The organism is Halomonas sp. BMC6 (genome assembly GCF_964204995.1).
In the GTDB taxonomy this organism is placed as follows: domain Bacteria; phylum Pseudomonadota; class Gammaproteobacteria; order Pseudomonadales; family Halomonadaceae; genus Vreelandella.
Map to the genome: position 1 here is coordinate 212884 of NZ_CAXNSH010000001.1, position 18542 is coordinate 231425.

General features: G+C 56.7%; 10 protein-coding genes and 2 rRNA genes. 3 read left to right on the plus strand and 9 right to left on the minus strand.

The features are described 5' to 3' along the window. Positions 1-33: 33 nt before the first annotated feature. The 4 genes from AB6K10_RS01030 to ilvC form a co-directional block, all read right to left on the minus strand. Positions 34-2924: ribosomal RNA gene (locus AB6K10_RS01030) — 23S ribosomal RNA — on the minus strand. A gap of 293 nt (positions 2925-3217) precedes the next feature. Beyond that, positions 3218-4750, minus strand: a 16S ribosomal RNA gene (locus AB6K10_RS01035). The 16S and 23S rRNA genes sit together here, the layout of an rRNA operon. A gap of 455 nt (positions 4751-5205) precedes the next feature. After that, complete coding sequence (gene pssA / locus AB6K10_RS01040) at positions 5206-6093, minus strand: CDP-diacylglycerol--serine O-phosphatidyltransferase (RefSeq protein WP_159343233.1); 888 nt, start codon at positions 6091-6093, stop codon at positions 5206-5208. A 146-nt stretch (positions 6094-6239) separates the two neighbouring features. Continuing rightward, on the minus strand, positions 6240-7256 hold the full coding sequence (ilvC, locus tag AB6K10_RS01045; RefSeq protein WP_044630358.1) for a ketol-acid reductoisomerase: 1017 nt from the start codon (positions 7254-7256) through the stop codon (positions 6240-6242). Between the two features lie 195 nt (positions 7257-7451). Between ilvC and ilvY the strand changes: the two genes are divergently transcribed. Further along, the gene (gene ilvY / locus AB6K10_RS01050) at positions 7452-8339 is read left to right on the plus strand and encodes an HTH-type transcriptional activator IlvY (protein ID WP_339117780.1); all 888 of its coding nucleotides are present in this window, start codon (positions 7452-7454) and stop codon (positions 8337-8339) included. A 90-nt stretch (positions 8340-8429) separates the two neighbouring features. Here ilvY and ilvN read toward each other — a convergent pair whose 3' ends face one another. The 5 genes from ilvN to rluD form a co-directional block, all read right to left on the minus strand. Continuing rightward, positions 8430-8921, minus strand: a complete 492-nt coding sequence (gene ilvN / locus AB6K10_RS01055; protein ID WP_030074339.1) for an acetolactate synthase small subunit — start codon at positions 8919-8921, stop codon at positions 8430-8432. Next, positions 8921-10645 carry an acetolactate synthase 3 large subunit gene (locus tag AB6K10_RS01060; protein ID WP_159343235.1) on the minus strand — a complete coding sequence of 575 codons (1725 nt, stop codon included), beginning with the start codon at positions 10643-10645 and terminating at the stop codon, positions 8921-8923. The genes ilvN and AB6K10_RS01060 overlap by 1 nt, the downstream gene beginning before the upstream one ends. A gap of 505 nt (positions 10646-11150) precedes the next feature. Next, positions 11151-13730, minus strand: coding sequence for an ATP-dependent chaperone ClpB (gene clpB / locus AB6K10_RS01065; RefSeq protein WP_339117781.1), 2580 nt, complete (start codon positions 13728-13730; stop codon positions 11151-11153). Between the two features lie 128 nt (positions 13731-13858). After that, the gene (pgeF, locus tag AB6K10_RS01070) at positions 13859-14614 is read right to left on the minus strand and encodes a peptidoglycan editing factor PgeF (RefSeq protein ID WP_305948135.1); all 756 of its coding nucleotides are present in this window, start codon (positions 14612-14614) and stop codon (positions 13859-13861) included. After that, the gene (gene rluD, locus AB6K10_RS01075) at positions 14611-15570 is read right to left on the minus strand and encodes a 23S rRNA pseudouridine(1911/1915/1917) synthase RluD (protein WP_159343238.1); all 960 of its coding nucleotides are present in this window, start codon (positions 15568-15570) and stop codon (positions 14611-14613) included. The genes pgeF and rluD overlap by 4 nt, the downstream gene beginning before the upstream one ends. 194 nt (positions 15571-15764) lie before the next feature. Here rluD and AB6K10_RS01080 point away from each other — a divergent pair, with 194 nt between their 5' ends. Continuing rightward, positions 15765-16577 (plus strand): outer membrane protein assembly factor BamD, encoded by an 813-nt coding sequence (locus AB6K10_RS01080; RefSeq protein ID WP_159343239.1) that lies wholly within the window; start codon positions 15765-15767, stop codon positions 16575-16577. A gap of 239 nt (positions 16578-16816) precedes the next feature. After that, positions 16817-18526, plus strand: a complete 1710-nt coding sequence (locus tag AB6K10_RS01085; protein WP_285263563.1) for a methyl-accepting chemotaxis protein — start codon at positions 16817-16819, stop codon at positions 18524-18526. Positions 18527-18542: the final 16 nt, after the last annotated feature.

The following is an 18542-nucleotide window of genomic DNA, read 5'->3' on the forward strand; positions in this document are numbered from 1 at the left end:
GTTATCATCGCGACCAGACCCCTTGGGTGTTATAGGGTCAAGCCTCACGGGCCATTAGTACACGTTAGCTCAACGCCTTGCAGCGCTTCCACACCGTGCCTATCAACCAGCTGGTCTCGCTGGGCCCTTTAGGAGACTCTAGGTCTCAGGGATGTCTCATCTTGAAGGGGGCTTCCCGCTTAGATGCTTTCAGCGGTTATCCCGTCCGACCATAGCTACCCGGCAATGCCACTGGCGTGACAACCGGAACACCAGAGGGTCGTCCACTCCGGTCCTCTCGTACTAGGAGCAGCTCTTCTCAAACATCCAACGCCCACGGCAGATAGGGACCGAACTGTCTCACGACGTTCTAAACCCAGCTCGCGTACCACTTTAAATGGCGAACAGCCATACCCTTGGGACCGACTTCAGCCCCAGGATGTGATGAGCCGACATCGAGGTGCCAAACACCGCCGTCGATGTGAACTCTTGGGCGGTATCAGCCTGTTATCCCCGGAGTACCTTTTATCCGTTGAGCGATGGCCCTTCCATACAGAACCACCGGATCACTAGAACCTGCTTTCGCACCTGCTCGACGTGTCTGTCTCGCAGTCAAGCACCCTTATGCTCTTGCACTCATTGCACGATGTCCGACCGTGCTGAGGGTACCTTCGTGCTCCTCCGTTACGCTTTGGGAGGAGACCGCCCCAGTCAAACTACCCACCACACACTGTCCTCGATCCGGATAACGGACCTGAGTGAGAACGCCAATGATGCCAGGCTGGTATTTCAAGGTTGGCTCCACCCGAACTGGCGTCCGGGTTTCAAAGCCTCCCAGCTATCCTACACAGGCAACATCAGCGTCCAGTGTGAAGCTATAGTAAAGGTTCACGGGGTCTTTCCGTCTAGCCGCGGGTACACCGCATCTTCACGGCGATTTCAATTTCACTGAGTCTCGGGTGGAGACAGCGTGGCCATCATTACGCCATTCGTGCAGGTCGGAACTTACCCGACAAGGAATTTCGCTACCTTAGGACCGTTATAGTTACGGCCGCCGTTTACCGGGGCTTCGATCAAGAGCTTCGGCCGAGGCCTAACACCATCACTTAACCTTCCGGCACCGGGCAGGCGTCACACCCTATACGTCCGCTTGCGCGTTAGCAGAGTGCTGTGTTTTTACTAAACAGTTGCAGCCACCTGGTATCTTCGACCGGTTCGGGCTCGGGGAGCAAGTCCCATTACCCTACGCCGGCGTGCCTTCTCCCGAAGTTACGGCACCATTTTGCCTAGTTCCTTCACCCGAGTTCTCTCAAGCGCCTTGGGATTCTCACCCTGACCACCTGTGTCGGTTTGGGGTACGGTCGCACATGATCTGAAGCTTAGAGGCTTTTCCTGGAAGCGTGGCATCAATGACTTCCGGACCGTGGTCCGTTCGTTTCGTGTCTCGGCCTTAGCGTCCCGGATTTACCTAAGACACCAGCCTACTCACTTTCACCAGGACAACCAACGCCTGGCTCACCTAGCCTTCTCCGTCCCCCCATCGCAATCATGTCCGGTACGGGAATATTGACCCGTTTCCCATCGACTACGCCTTTCGGCCTCGCCTTAGGGGCCGACTCACTCTGCTCCGATTAGCGTCGAACAGAAACCCTTGGTCTTCCGGCGAGGGAGTTTTTCACTCCCTTTATCGTTACTCATGTCAGCATTCGCACTCGTGATACCTCCAGCATGCTTCTCAACACACCTTCATTGGCTTACACGACGCTCCTCTACCGCTCATCCAGAGGATGAACCCGTAGCTTCGGTACCTGGTTTAGCCCCGTTACATCTTCCGCGCAGGCCGACTCGACTAGTGAGCTATTACGCTTTCTTTAAAGGATGGCTGCTTCTAAGCCAACCTCCTAGCTGTCTGAGCCTTCCCACATCGTTTCCCACTTAACCAGGATTTGGGGACCTTAGCTGACGGTCTGGGTTGTTTCCCTTTTCACGACGGACGTTAGCACCCGCCGTGTGTCTCCCACGCTCGCACTCACCGGTATTCGGAGTTTGCCTCGGGTTGGTAAGTCGGGATGACCCCCTAGCCGAAACAGTGCTCTACCCCCGGCGGTGATACGTGAGGCGCTACCTAAATAGCTTTCGAGGAGAACCAGCTATCTCCGAGCTTGATTAGCCTTTCACTCCGATCCACAAGTCATCCAAATCTTTTTCAACAGATCCTGGTTCGGGCCTCCAATTGATGTTACTCAATCTTCACCCTGCTCATGGATAGATCGCTCGGTTTCGGGTCTATATCCAGCGACTGTGTCGCCCAGTTAAGACTCGGTTTCCCTACGGCTCCCCTATACGGTTAACCTCGCCACTGAATATAAGTCGCTGACCCATTATACAAAAGGTACGCAGTCACGGAACGAGTCCGCTCCTACTGCTTGTACGCACACGGTTTCAGGATCTATTTCACTCCCCTCTCCGGGGTTCTTTTCGCCTTTCCCTCACGGTACTGGTTCACTATCGGTCAGCCAGGAGTATTTAGCCTTGGAGGATGGTCCCCCCGTCTTCAGTCAAGGTTTCTCGTGCCCCGACCTACTCGATTTCACATGATCAGATTTTCGGCTACGGGGCTATCACCCACTATGGCCACGCTTCCCAGCGTATTCGCCTAATCAGTCACATGCTTAAGGGCTGGTCCCCGTTCGCTCGCCGCTACTAGGGGAATCTCGGTTGATTTCTTTTCCTCAGGGTACTTAGATGTTTCAGTTCCCCTGGTTCGCCTCCTACACCTATGTATTCAGCGTAGGATACTCAGCTGATGCTGAGTGGGTTTCCCCATTCAGAGATGTCCGGGTCACAGGTCGTTTGCCACCTCACCGAACCTTATCGCAGGCTACCACGTCTTTCATCGCCTCTGGCTGCCTAGGCATCCACCGTGTGCGCTTCATTGCTTGACCCTATAACCCGAAGGGGTCTGGTATCTCGCAATGACAACGATTGCCGGATACGCTTGAGACGTATCACTTAACAATTACGTATGAACATTTCAATAAACGTTCATGTCAGCATGATATACATTGTTAAAGAGCGACTGCTATGCGCAGTGATAAGCGGATGCTTTTTTCACTTTAAAAGGAAAAGAAAGACCTTTTCTTTTTTTAACGTGAAAACAGCGCTTATCACTGCGTAACAACAGCATTCTGATCAGGTAATTCATTGTGAGCGCTTACCGCGAGGGGAAGACATCGTTTAAGGAGGTGATCCAGCCGCAGGTTCCCCTACGGCTACCTTGTTACGACTTCACCCCAGTCATGAACCACACCGTGGTGATCGCCCTCTTGCGTTAGGCTAACCACTTCTGGTGCAGTCCACTCCCATGGTGTGACGGGCGGTGTGTACAAGGCCCGGGAACGTATTCACCGTAGCATTCTGATCTACGATTACTAGCGATTCCGACTTCACGGAGTCGAGTTGCAGACTCCGATCCGGACTGAGATCGGCTTTTCGGGATTGGCTGACTCTCGCGAGCTCGCAACCCTTTGTACCGACCATTGTAGCACGTGTGTAGCCCTACTCGTAAGGGCCATGATGACTTGACGTCGTCCCCACCTTCCTCCGGTTTGTCACCGGCAGTCTCCTTAGAGTTCCCGCCATTACGCGCTGGCAAATAAGGACAAGGGTTGCGCTCGTTACGGGACTTAACCCAACATTTCACAACACGAGCTGACGACAGCCATGCAGCACCTGTCTCTGCGTTCCCGAAGGCACTAAGGTATCTCTACCGAATTCGCAGGATGTCAAGAGTAGGTAAGGTTCTTCGCGTTGCATCGAATTAAACCACATGCTCCACCGCTTGTGCGGGCCCCCGTCAATTCATTTGAGTTTTAACCTTGCGGCCGTACTCCCCAGGCGGTCGACTTATCGCGTTAACTTCGCCACAAAGTGCGCTAGGCACCCAACGGCTGGTCGACATCGTTTACGGCGTGGACTACCAGGGTATCTAATCCTGTTTGCTACCCACGCTTTCGCACCTCAGTGTCAGTGTCAGTCCAGAAGGCCGCCTTCGCCACTGGTATTCCTCCCGATCTCTACGCATTTCACCGCTACACCGGGAATTCTACCTTCCTCTCCTGCACTCTAGCTTGACAGTTCCGGATGCCGTTCCCAGGTTGAGCCCGGGGCTTTCACAACCGGCTTATCAAGCCACCTACGCGCGCTTTACGCCCAGTAATTCCGATTAACGCTTGCACCCTCCGTATTACCGCGGCTGCTGGCACGGAGTTAGCCGGTGCTTCTTCTGCGAGTGATGTCTTTCCTAGCGGGTATTAACCGCTAGGCGTTCTTCCTCGCTGAAAGTGCTTTACAACCCGAGGGCCTTCTTCACACACGCGGCATGGCTGGATCAGGGTTGCCCCCATTGTCCAATATTCCCCACTGCTGCCTCCCGTAGGAGTTCGGGCCGTGTCTCAGTCCCGATGTGGCTGATCATCCTCTCAGACCAGCTACGGATCGTTGCCTTGGTGAGCCTTTACCTCACCAACTAGCTAATCCGACATAGGCTCATCCGATAGCGGGAGCCGAAGCCCCCTTTCTCCCGTAGGACGTATGCGGTATTAGCCTGGGTTTCCCCAGGTTATCCCCCACTATCGGGCAGATTCCTATGCATTACTCACCCGTCCGCCGCTCGTCAGCATCCAGCAAGCTGGATCTGTTACCGCTCGACTTGCATGTGTTAGGCCTGCCGCCAGCGTTCAATCTGAGCCATGATCAAACTCTTCAGTTTAAGATCAATGCGGTTCTTGCCTGTGACCGAGGTCACAGAAGCGAACCAAACTTGGCTCAAGGGTCAAACGAATTCATTCATTAGGCCGAAGCCTGTTTGACGAGTCGCTTGCCTTGATAATAGGTGATGATTCACCCTCATCGGCAAGCGCCCACATGAATTACCTGATCAAATTGTTAAAGAGCTGTTTCGCTGTGCCGGCTCGATGACCTGAACCGTGTTGCCTTAGCGAGGAAGGCGTATTCTACGCATTCCGTGGTGTTTGTCAACCGCTGTTTTCAGCGAGTAAAGCGAGCGATCCAATCAATAACGAGACGATGCTAACTTCCTGACAAACCAGAGGTTTTCAACCTCATTCACCGCTGGTAACGCTTGGCGTCCCCGGCAGCGGATGCGTACTTTACGGATTCGAAGCCGGGTTGGCAAGGGCTAATGTGAAAAAGTTTTCAAAAAGTTTAGCGCTTGGGTTTGGCTTTGCGCATGACGGCCAAGATAGGGCCTGAACACACATAAGCTGCAAACAGCAGCAACAGCATGACCGACGGCTCGACGGAGATCATCACAAAGCCCAGCACGACGGCCAACAGCACTACGAAAGGCACCGGCTTTTTGAAATCAAGGTCCTTGAAGCTGTAGTAGCGGATGTTACTCACCATCAAAATACCGGCCGCACCGACGACGACGAGCATCAGCAGTTTGAAGCCAAACGCATCGGCATCGAAACTGTGAAACGTCCACACGCTAGCAGCTACCAGCGCCGCTGCAGAAGGGCTAGGCAAACCGATAAACCATTTTTTATCGACGCTACCAATTTGCACGTTGAAGCGTGCCAAGCGCAGCGCAGCACAGGCAACGTAAAGGAACGCCACCACCCAGCCTGTTTTGCCAATATCTTGGAGAATCCAGGTAAAGGCGACCAATGCCGGTGCCATCCCGAACGAGATCATATCGGCAAGACTGTCGTACTCAGCGCCGAACTCGCTTTGGGTGTTGGTCATGCGCGCCACACGGCCATCCAGACCATCCAGCACCATAGCAATGAAAATGGCCACGGCCGCCGAGGTGAACTCACCGTTGATACCGGCGACGACGGCAAAAAAACCGGAGAAAAGCGCGGAGGTCGTGAACAGATTGGGCAGTAGATAGATCCCTTTACGGCGAATCTTCTTACCGTCTTCGACGGCCTCTTCCACGACCTCGGTTTCCCGCAGGAACGCCGCGGCGAGATCTTCATTACCGACGGTATCGTCCTTTGTCGTTGCGGGTTGTGGGGAGTCACCGCTGGCCGACGTCTCGGAAGGCTGCGTGTTGCCGTGCTCTTGATCGCGAGCATCCTGGGTCATAAGTGTCATCCATTTAAAGTGAAGTCACACGAAAAGTGATCTCTTTTCATTCTACACGGTGACGCCCAGGCGACCAGCCAATTGCCATAGACAACGAAAAACGCCCCGAAGCAGCGCGTCGGGGCGTAGGTAACTCGATGCGTCGATTAGTTTTTGGACTTGTCGACTAGCTGGTTGGCAGCAATCCACGGCATCATACCGCGCAGTTTGGCACCTACCTGCTCGATTTCGTGTTCCGCGTTCAGGCGACGGCGTGCCGTCATGGACGGGTAGTTGGTGTTACCTTCCTGAATGAACATCTTGGCGTATTCACCGGTCTGGATACGCTTCAGTGCGTTACGCATCGCCGCACGAGACTGGTCGTTGATCACTTCAGGCCCCGTTACGTACTCGCCATACTCTGCGTTGTTAGAGATGGAGTAGTTCATGTTGGCAATGCCGCCTTCGTACATCAGATCGACGATCAGTTTGAGCTCGTGCAGACACTCAAAGTAAGCCATTTCCGGGGCGTAACCGGCTTCCGTCAGCGTTTCGAAGCCCGCTTTTACCAGCTCGACGGCGCCGCCACACAGGACCGCTTGCTCGCCGAACAGATCGGTTTCGGTTTCGTCTTTGAAGGTGGTTTCGATAATACCGCTGCGGCCACCGCCAACACCGGCTGCGTAGGAGAGCGCCAGCTCTTTCGCACTGCCAGACGCATCTTGGTGAATCGCGATCAGGTCCGGAATACCGCCGCCTTTGACGAATTCGGAACGAACGGTGTGGCCCGGCGCTTTCGGCGCGATCATGATCACGTCGAGATCTTTACGCGGCTCGATCTGGTTGTAGTGAATGTTGAAGCCGTGGGCGAACGCCAGCGTCGCGCCCTCTTTCAGGTTCGGCTCGACTTCCTGCTCGTAGATGGCTTTTTGGTTTTCGTCCGGCGCCAGGATCATGACCACGTCAGCGGTCTTGCACGCTTCCGGCACGCTCGCCACTTTCAAGCCAGCCGCTTCTGCTTTCGCTGCAGAAGAGGAGCCTTTGCGCAGGGCAACGGTCACGTCGACGCCCGACTCTTTCAGGTTGTTAGCGTGTGCATGGCCCTGCGAGCCGTAACCAACGATGGTGACTTTCTTAGCCTGAATAAGGGACAGGTCGCAATCTTTATCGTAATAAACGTGCATGGCGAAACTCCAGAAGTCGATGAAACCAAAACTTTTTTTGCGTATAGGTCAGCGTTGATGGCCACCCGTGCCGTCTTTTGCAGCACTAGGATTCGGCGTTGGGGTCACTCTACGACAGCGCACCCATTGCGTAAAACGCTATGTTTGCAACATACTATTTCATATTATGAAATCACGCTTAGGATGTCGGCCTTTATGGATTTTCGTCTACTCAAACACGTCGTCACCCTGGCCGATACGCTGCACTTTGGCCGCGCCAGCGAGCTTTGTCATATCAGCCCATCGACGCTGAGCCGCTCTATTCAACAGGTTGAGAGCGAGCTAGGCACGCGCCTGTTTGAACGGGACAACCGCCACGTGACGCTCACCCCTCAAGGCACCACGTTCCAATGCTATGCCAAAGAGACCCTGGAGCAGTGGGAAACTCAAAAACGCACCTTGGCCGCCACCACGGCGCAGCTCAGCGGCGAAATCAGCATTTACTGCTCCGTCACGGCGAGCTACAGCTTTCTGTATGAATTGCTCAGCGATGTACGTACCCGTCACCCTGGCATCGAGCTCAAGCTGCATACTGGCGACCCTGCCGATGCGATGTCGCGGGTACTGGAAGGTGCTGATGACATGGCCATCACGCCGCGGCCGCGTATGCCACCTAGCGCGCTGGCCTTCAAGTCCCTGACCCGCTCGCCACTGCTGTTCATTGCACCGACCGAACCGCATACGTGGCTACCGCAGAAGCCGGAAAGCTCCACCGCCGAGCAATGGCAGCACGTGCCAATGATTTTGTCGGAAGCGGGTCTTTCCAGGGAGTATGCCAATACGTGGTTTAAAGCCATGGGCATTGCACCGCGTATTTATGCCCAGGTCGCTGGGCATGAAGCCATTGTGAGCATGGTGGGGCTGGGGTTTGGCGTGGGCGTGGTTCCCAAGATCGTGCTGGACAATAGCCCGCTGGCAGAGCGCGTGCAGGTACTCAACGTCAAGCCTGAGCTGCCCCACTACGACGTTGGCCTCTGCGTGCTGAACCGACGGCTCAAAAACCCGATGATCGACGCGTTTTGGGCGGCAGTGACTCCGCGTTGATGTGCTGACCATCCATGACGAGGCACGCACAAAAAAACCGCCCAGCAAGGGGCGGTTTTTCGTCGACACCTTCCAGCGACTCGGCGAAGGCTACAGCGACAGCACCTTATCACCACGGGCAATACCGGATACTCCGGTACGCGCCACTTCGAGAATGCCCACCGGCGCCATGGCCTGTAGGAAAGCATCCAACTTCGACGCGTCGCCGGTAATCTGCACGGTGTAGAGGCTTGGCGTCACGTCGACGATCTGCGCGCGGAAGATATCCACCGTGCGCTTTACTTCGTCGCGAGCAGCGCCAAGCGCTTTCACTTTCACCAGCATCAATTCACGCTCGATGTGGTTACCTTCAGTGAGATCCACCAGCTTGACCACATCAATTAGCTTGTTGAGGTGCTTGGTAATCTGTTCAATCACCCGGTCGTCGCCCACCGTAGTGACCGTTAAGCGGGACAGCGACGGGTCTTCCGTCGGTGCCACGTTCAGCGTTTCGATGTTGAAGTTACGCTGGGAGAAGAGCCCGACCACACGTGACAGCGCACCCGGTTCGTTTTCCATCAGAATCGAGATGATATGACGCATCAGGTACGCTCCGTTTTAGACAGCAGCATGTCACGCATAGCACCCAGCGGTACCTGCATCGGATAGACGTGTTCATGGGGGTCGACCTTCACGTCCAGGAAGACCAACTCATGCTTGTTGGCAAACGCACGCTCCAGCGCCGGTTCCAACTCGTCTAGCGTCGTCACGGTGATCGCGGTGAACCCGTACGCTTCGATCAGCATATGGAAGTCGGGCAGCGACTCCATATAGGAGTGCGCATGGCGAGATTTGTAGTTCAAATCCTGCCACTGGCGCACCATGCCGAGCGATGCGTTGTTCAGGTTGACGATCTTGACGCCCACGCCGTACTGCTTACAGGTGGAGAGTTCTTGCATCATCATCTGGAAGCTACCTTCACCGGTGACACACACCACATCGTCGTCCGGGAAGTTTTGCTTGATGCCCATGGCAGCAGGGAAGCCAAAGCCCATGGTGCCTAGCCCGCCTGACGTGATCAGACGATTCGGCTTGTCGAACTTGTAGTACTGCGCCGCAAACATCTGGTGCTGCCCCACGTCCGTGGTGACGTACGCTTCGCCACGGGTCACTCGGCACAGCGCTTCGATGACTTCTTGCGGTTTCAGCACTTCGCCGGGCTTGGAAGGCTCGTAGAGCTTTCCTTCACGCTCGGCGCGCCAGCCGTCGATCTTCTGCCACCACTCGGTCAGCGCGTCGGGGTGCGCGATGGCGTTCCCCTGCACCAGGCTAATCATCTCGTTGATGACGCTGGCGGCTGGCCCTACGATCGGCACATCAGCACGTACGGTCTTGGATACCGAGCTTGGGTCGACATCGACATGAATGATTTTCGCTGTTGGGCAGAACTTCGACGTGTTATTGGTCACTCGGTCGTCGAAGCGCGCGCCAATGGCAATGATCAAGTCAGCATGGTGCATGGCCATGTTGGATTCATACGAGCCGTGCATGCCCAGCCACCCCAGACACTGGCGGTCGCTTTGTGGGTACGCACCAATGCCCATCAGCGTAGTGGTAATCGGGAAACCAAGCTGCTTCACCAAATCGGTCAAGCCTTCGCTTGCTTTGCCGGTCACCACGCCACCGCCGGTATAGAACACTGGGCGCTTGGCCTTCAGCATCATTTCGACGGCTTTTTTGATCTGCCCGGTATGGCCACGGGTAACCGGATTGTACGAGCGCAGTTTGACCTTTTTCGGGTACACGTACTCATAGCGCTCGGTGGGGGCCGTCATGTCCTTAGGAATATCCACCACCACCGGGCCAGGACGACCGGTCGATGCCAGATAGAAGGCTTTTTTCAATACTTCAGGAATCTCGGACGGGTGACGAATCGAGAAACTGTGCTTCACGATGGGGCGCGTCACGCCGACGATATCGGTTTCCTGGAAAGCGTCGTCACCAATCAAGTGGCTCATGACCTGGCCGCATAGCACGACCATGGGAATGGAGTCCATGTAGGCGGTCGCAATACCGGTCACCGCATTGGTGGCACCGGGCCCAGACGTCACCAGTACCACGCCGGGCTTGCCGGAGGCACGGGCATAGCCGTCGGCAGCGTGGGTGGCTGCCTGTTCGTGCCGCACGAGAATGTGCTTCACTTTGTCTTGGCGGAACAGCGCGTCGTAAATATGCAGCGCCGCACCACCGGGATAACCATAAATGTATTCGACGCCCTCATCTTGCAAGAAGCGGGCGATCATGTCTGCGCCGGAAAGCAGTTCCACTGTGTTTCTCCCCTGGAGGTCTCGAGTGCGATCCGCAGGACATCCTGCGGGGTCGAGTGCGGCGGTATGCCGCTGCCGGCCCATGCCGGCACCTGATGCCAAACCCTGGCAATATGGCCCGGTTAGGGCCTGCACTCTCATCGGGAACGCTCATCTATGTCGACCATAAAGAGCGTCTCCCTTACACGGCGGTTTACCGTGTCGGGGCGTTGGCCAGGTCAGGCGGTTAGCCCAAGCCCGGAAGTCCTTCGGCGGGTAGAGGCGTGAGCCTACCCTTCGCGCGGGGATGAGGGGTTGCCCGTTGGTTCCGCGCCCGCAAATCAGGAACCCACAAGATTCCATTAGCACCCTTAGCCTGTCAACCTCCGATCCAGCCAAACGCAACAAAGGTCGCAGTCAGCACAAAAAAATGCCCCGACAGCGGCGCTGACGGGGCATTTGCCCTATATCATTGCGCAATCCCCGCACGGTATTGCGCCAAGTCCGGCTCTACGAGACGGCATGATTAGTGAAACACCAGCTTACCCTCTTCCGCGCTGATGTGAATGGTCGTACCGGGAAGGTACTTACCTGCCAGCAGATTCTGCGCCAGCGGGTTTTCGACGCGGCTTTGGATAGCGCGCTTGAGCGGCCGTGCCCCAAAGACCGGATCGAAGCCCACCACCGCGAGCTGCGCCATGGCATCGTCGCTCAACTCCAGGCGCAGATCGTGTTCCGCAAGCCGTGCCTTCAAGCGCTCCAACTGAATGCCAGCAATGGCCTGAATCTGCTCTTGGCCGAGGGCGTGGAACACGACCACTTCATCGATCCGGTTGATCAACTCAGGGCGGAAGTGGTTACCCACAACCTCCATCACCGCGTTTTTCATCAGCTCGTAGTCGTTATCATCCCCGCCCATGCGTTGAATGATGTCTGAGCCCATGTTGGAGGTCATCACAATCACGGTGTTACGGAAGTCGACGGTACGACCCTGACCATCGGTTAAGCGGCCATCTTCCAGCACTTGCAGCAGAATGTTGAACACATCCGGGTGCGCTTTTTCCACCTCATCCAGCAGCAGCACCGAGTAGGGCTTGCGGCGCACGGCTTCGGTCAAGTAGCCACCTTCTTCGTAACCGACATAGCCGGGAGGTGCGCCAATCAAGCGGGCCACGGAGTGCTTCTCCATAAACTCCGACATATCAATGCGTACCATGGCCTCTTCCGTATCGAACAGGAAATTGGCCAGCGACTTACACAGCTCGGTTTTCCCCACCCCGGTCGGGCCGAGGAATAGGAACGAACCGTTGGGACGGTTGGGGTCGGCAAGGCCCGCCCGAGAGCGGCGCACCGCGTTGGCGACGGCCTCGACCGCCTCGTTTTGACCAATGACGCGCTCGTGCAGGGCGTCTTCCATGCGCAGCAGCTTGTCCCGCTCGCCTTCCAGCATTTTAGAGACAGGAATGCCTGTCCAGCGAGAAACCACTTCCGCAATCTCTTCTTCCGTGACGTTGGAGCGCAGCAGCTGATGGCTGGCGGTGTCTGCTTCACCTTCGCCCGCTTCGCTGATCTTCTTCTCCAGCGCGGGAATTTTGCCGTACTGGATTTCCGACATACGACCTAAATCGCCCTGGCGGCGCGCTTGCTCAAGGTCGATACGCGCTTGCTCAAGCTCCGCCTTAAACTGAGCCGCACCTTGGATACTGGCCTTTTCCGCCTTCCAAATCTCATCCAAATCAGCGTATTCACGCTCCAGCTCATGAATCTGCTGATTGAGTGCTTCTAAGCGTTTCTTGGTGGCTTCGTCGGTCTCTTTCTTAAGCGCTTCACGCTCCATTTTGAGCTGAATGAGGCGACGGTCGAGACGATCCATCTCTTCAGGCTTGGAGTCCAGCTCCATGCGAATCCGCGAGGCGGCTTCATCGATCAGATCGATGGCTTTGTCCGGCAGCTGACGGTCGGTGATATAGCGCGTAGAGAGCTTGGCGGCAGCAATGATTGCCGAGTCGGTAATATCGACGCCGTGGTGGACCTCATAGCGCTCTTTCAGGCCGCGCAGAATGGCGATGGTATCGGCCTCGGTAGGCTCGTCCACCAGCACTTTCTGGAAACGGCGCTCTAACGCGGCGTCTTTTTCGATGTACTTGCGGTACTCATCCAGCGTGGTGGCACCTACGCAGTGCAGCTCGCCTCGCGCCAGCGCCGGTTTGAGCATATTGCCCGCATCCATCGCGCCTTCGGCTTTCCCAGCCCCCACCATGGTATGCAGCTCGTCAATGAACAGAATCACTCGCCCCTCTTCTTGGGAGAGCTCTTTCAGCACGGCTTTCAGGCGCTCTTCGAACTCGCCGCGAAACTTGGCCCCGGCGAGCAGCGCGCCCATATCCAATGAGAGCACACGCTTCTCTTTCAGACCTTCGGGCACCTCGCCATTGACGATACGCTGAGCCAAGCCTTCGACAATGGCGGTCTTACCCACGCCGGGCTCGCCAATCAGTACCGGGTTATTTTTGGTGCGACGCTGTAGCACTTGGATCGTGCGGCGAATTTCGTCGTCGCGGCCAATCACTGGGTCGAGCTTGCCATCTAGCGCGCGCTGGGTCAGGTCCAGCGTGTACTTATTGAGCGCTTCACGCTGCTCTTCCGCATTGGGGTCGTCGACCTTGGCACCGCCGCGCAGGTTGTCAATGGACGCCTCTAGGCCTTTACGGCTTAATCCCGCCTCTTTCATCAGTTTGGTGATGGCGCTGTTCATTTCCAACGCGGCCAGCAGCACGAGTTCCGAGGCGATGAATTGATCGCCGCGCTTCTGGGCTTCACGGTCGGTGAGATTGATCAGCTTGACGAAATCACGAGAGGGCTGAACGTCGCCATCGAACTGGCCGACTTTGGGCAAATCGTCCATTTGACGCTGCAAACCGTCGCGCAGGCGTGAACTGCTGCCGTCGGCTTTCTCGATCAGCGCTTTGATGCCGGTTTCTTTGGTATCGATCAGTGCCAGCAGCAGGTGCGCGGGATCGAGCTGGTTATGGCCTTGGCCCACGGCGAGAGACTGCGCCTCGGCAATGGCGGCCTGTAATTTGGCAGTGAATTTATCGAATCGCATAACGTGCCTCCTGGGGAGTGCCGTGCGTTTGGACCCACGGCGTTTCCCAATAACCTGTCGTTGAACGTGCTAAAGACGATTAGCTTGACAAGTTAAATGGCGTCATATCCACGCATTTCAAGTGGCGATTAGTTGATCCAGATCACGCTTGCCATGCGGCCGGTATTGCCGTTATCACGGCGATAGGAGTAGAAGCGCGACTCGCAGGCGGTGCAGAAGTGCCCGCCGCTAATATGATGAATGCCCAAAGCTTCCAGGCGAAAGCGCGCGAGCCGATACAAATCGGCCATATAGTGCCCAAGCCGGTACGGGCTGTGGTCGAACGCGTCGGCCGTATCTGGGTGTATTGCGACGAAAGCGCCGTACACTTCTGGCCCTACCTCGAACTGGGCATTGGAGATCGCAGGGCCTAACCACACCAGAACATCGTCGGGATCGCAGTTCATGGCAGCTACCGTGGCTTCCAGCACGCCGCCTGCCAGCCCGCGCCAACCCGCGTGGGCCACCGCTACCTGCGTTCCTTGGCGATTACAAAACAGCACTGGCAAACAGTCGGCGGTGAGCACGACACAAGCGTACTCGCGGCTGTTGGCAAGCGCTGCATCGGCGTCGGGTGCATCGTTTTGGTACTCCTGCTGCACCCGCGCACCGTGGGTTTGGTTAAGCCACAGCAGCGGGCGGTCATCGCCAATCTCTTTTTGAAGCAATCGTCGACACAGCGCCACATGGTCGGCGTTATCGCCCACGTGAGCAGCCGGATTGAAGGCCGCGAAGTCGTTCTGGCTCGGCCCCGTTTCACGCGTGGTCACAAAGGCCCGCACGTTGGCGGGCGCGGGCCAGTCCGGTAGCAGTAGCGTCGGGCGCAGGTCTATGGCATCGCTCATCGCATGGTCTCGCTATCTTCGCGCAGGTAGTCCAACAACATTAGTAGATCATCGGGCAGATCGGCTTGAAAAGTGAGGGTTTCGCCACTGACGGGGTGTACGAAGCTCAACTTGCGAGCATGCAGCGCTTGGCGAGGAAACTCGCGCAAAATCTCTTTCAACGGCCCGGCTGCCCCCGGCGGAAGCTTGGCACGGCCACTGTAGAGCGGGTCGCCAATCAGCGGATAGCGGGCATGGGCCATATGCACACGGATTTGGTGGGTACGGCCGGTTTCTAGCTGGCAGCGCACGTGGGTGTGGGCACGAAAGCGCTCGACCACGCGGTAATGCGTCACGGCTGGCTTGCCGGAAGCCGTCACTGCCTGACGCTTACGGTCTTTAGGGTGCCTGCCAATCGGCGCATCGATGGTGCTCCCCGCCACGGGCTTACCGATCACGATGGCGTCGTACTGACGCGACACGGTACGCGCCTGAAGCTGCTCCACCAGCACGGTTTGGGCGGGCAAGGTTTTGGCGACCATCATCAGGCCAGTGGTGTCTTTATCCAGGCGGTGGACGATGCCCGCACGGGGCACTTCCGCCAGTGTGGGGTGATGATGCAGTAGCGCATTGAGCAAAGTGCCATCCGGGTTGCCCGCCGCCGGATGCACGACCATGCCCGCTGCCTTGTTGATGACGATGACGTCATCGTCTTCGTAGACGATGTCCAGCGCAATGTCCTGGGGCTCGAAACGCGTGTCCTCTTCGATGGTCGCATTGAGCGTCAGCACTTCATGGCCGTGCAGTTTGGCTTTCGGCTTGACCTTGGCACCATCGACGGTGAGCTCACCGGCGTTGATCCACGCTTTCAAACGCTCGCGGGAGTAATCACTGAACAACTCCGCTGCCGCTTGGTCCAAACGTGCGCCAGCTAACGTGGCGGGCACCCGCTGCGTGGCTTCAACAATACGAGACATGAATAACCTCTCTAAGACGCTAACCGCCCAAACAAACCACCCAAGATGTACAACTTGCCGTTGCGACGTGTCGCTAAGCCTGCGTTTTGCGTCTAGGTGTTTTATAGTGGGCTCACTGCGACCTATTCTACCATTTCTACTTATGGCCATCGTCGCTTTTCGGTGATTGAGGCTTGTTTGCAACGAGGATGATGATGCGCGTTTTTTCCGCTGCCCACCGCTTTGGCGCCCTAGCCTTGAGCCTTGCCCTTCTCGCAGGCTGCGCCAGCAACGACACGACCCCGGAAGAGGAAGACGAGTTTGCGGGTGTCCAGGAGCGCGAGCTGTACGAGCTGGCACGCACCGCGCTCGATAGCAACCGTTTTCCGATTGCTATCGAGCGCCTTGAAGCGCTGGATACCCGCTACCCGTTCGGTCCTCACGCTGAGCAGGCCCAGCTCGAACTGATTTATGCCTATTACGAAAACAGCAACTGGGAAGAGGCGCGCGCTGCCGCTAGCCGCTTCATCCGCTTACATCCGGATCATCCCCAGGTGGATTACGCTTACTACCTGCGCGGACTTTCTGCCTGGCAGGCGGGACGTTTCAGCCTCGAGCGCCTGCGCCTGATCGACATCTCCAAGCGTGATCTAGGGGCATCGCGCGATGCTTACAACGACTTCCGCGAACTGATTCAGCGCTTCCCGCAGAGCCAGTACGCCCCGGATGCCCAGCAGCGCATCGTCTACCTGCGCGAGCTCTTGGCGCGCCATGAGTTGCACGTAGCCGATTACTACCTGCGTCGCGGCGCCTTCCTGGCCGCCGTCGAGCGGGGTCGCTGGGTGATCGAGAACTATCCGGAATCCAACGCGACTCGCGATGCGCTGGCGACGATGGTCGAAGGCTACCAGGGGCTGGGCATGGATGACCGTGCCAGTGAAGTCCTCGCTGTGCTGCGGGAAAACGCACCGGATCACGAGCAACTACAAGGTGGTCGCTTCACACCAAAGCATGGCAACAGCGATTGAGCGTTGAATCATGCCGCTAGCGGCTGCCACGATTTGGCTGTACAATTTGCGCACTAATAAAACCACGCTTCGGCGTGGTTTTTTTATTCTTACCTAATTAAAACTTAATTAACAAAAACTTAATCAATTCGAAAAACATAAATAGTCATACAGATGTTGTACAAATTATGCTGCCAGCACTATTATCCCCTTTGCCGAACATAATAAAGCGCCTTCACGGCGCCTAAGGAGCCCCTTGCATGACCTCCCTGATGAAACGACTTTCGGGTACGAAAATAAGCACCCGACTCGCCGTCGGATTTTCTATCCTTCTGGCATTACTGGTGCTGCTCACCGTGGCAGGCATCCTTCAAGTCAACCAAATTGACCGTGGCTTAACCCAGATCAACGATGTTCACGGCGAAAAACAAGGTTACGCCGTCGATATGCGAGGCAGTGTTCATGATCGCGCCATCGTCTTGCGTGACATCGTCATCACTGCAGGTGATGGCATGTTGACAGAACTGCAGGCCGAGATGCGCCAACTCGAGGAGGCCTACCAAGCCGCCATGGCCGGAATGGCACAGGTCAATCAAACCTCGACGGCCTCGGCAGACGAGCAGCGAATGCTGGCGAACATCGGTGAGCAAGCCGATGCGACGAAGCGCTTGACGGCGCAAGTCTTGGCCGCTCGAGAGACGGGTAACAATCAGCAAGCCCAAGCCATTCTGTTAGAGCAGGCAGGCCCTGCCTACACGGAATGGCTCAACCGCATCAATCAGTTCATCGACCTGCAAGAACAGATCAACAACGTGACCACCGCCGATGCCCGTGCCACGGCTTCGGGTTTTCAGCTACAGATGCTTGGCTTAACGCTCTTTGCCCTACTGATCGGTGGCCTGATTGCCGTCTTCCTGTCGCGTCAGCTATTGCGGGAACTGGGTGCCGAACCCTTTGAGGTGAAAGCCTTTGCTCAAGCCATCGGTCGTGGCGAACTCGCCACCAAAGGACGGCTTAAGAAAGGCGATACCCGCAGCATCATGGCGTCGCAGGTCGAGATGGCGAAGCACCTCCAAGACATCGTGGCGCAAGTGCGCGCCTCGGCGGAGGCCGTCGCCTCCAACAGCGAGCAGATTGCGGAAGGCAACAACGATCTTGCCTCTCGCACTGAGGAGCAGGCCAGCGCCCTGGCCGAAACGGCCTCCGCCATGGAGGAGCTCAACAGCACGGTGAAGCAGAACGCCGATAACTCCGAACAGGCCAGCCAAGAAGCCGCCAGCGCTTCGACAACGGCCACCCGGGGCGGTGAAGCGGTGCATCAGGTCGTCGCCACCATGAACGATCTCAATAAAAGCTCTCAAGAGATCGCTGGCATCATTTCGACCATTGATTCGATCGCCTTCCAAACCAACATCTTGGCCTTGAACGCCTCGGTCGAGGCAGCCCGAGCAGGCGAGCATGGCCGCGGGTTTGCCGTCGTTGCCGAAGAGGTGCGTAAGCTGGCCCAGCGCAGTGCCGATGCTGCGCGGGAAATCAACAACCTCATCAGCAGCAATCTCGAGCGCGTCAACCATGGTAACGAGCGGGCGGAAGAAGCCAGCAAATCCACCGAAGAGATCGTCGAAGCCATCCAGCGTGTGACCACCATCATGCAAGAGATCAGCAATGCCAGCGCCGAACAGAGCGCTGGCGTTCAGGAAGTGGGCCAAGCGGTCACCGAAATGGATCAGGTCACGCAACAAAACGCATCGTTGGTACACGAAAGTGCGACTGCCGCCAACAACTTGCGTCAAAATGCCCACCAGCTGCTGCATGCCATGGGCGCATTCAAACTGCCGTCGACGGCGTCGAGCACACCACGTCGCGTGAGCCAAGCCACCCCACCGTCCTCCCCCGCGCCCCAGAAAGCGCCGGCGCTGCCTGCAGCCAACTCCAGCGCTTCTGCGGAACCTGAGTGGGAAAGCTTCTAAATAAAACGCCTGACCT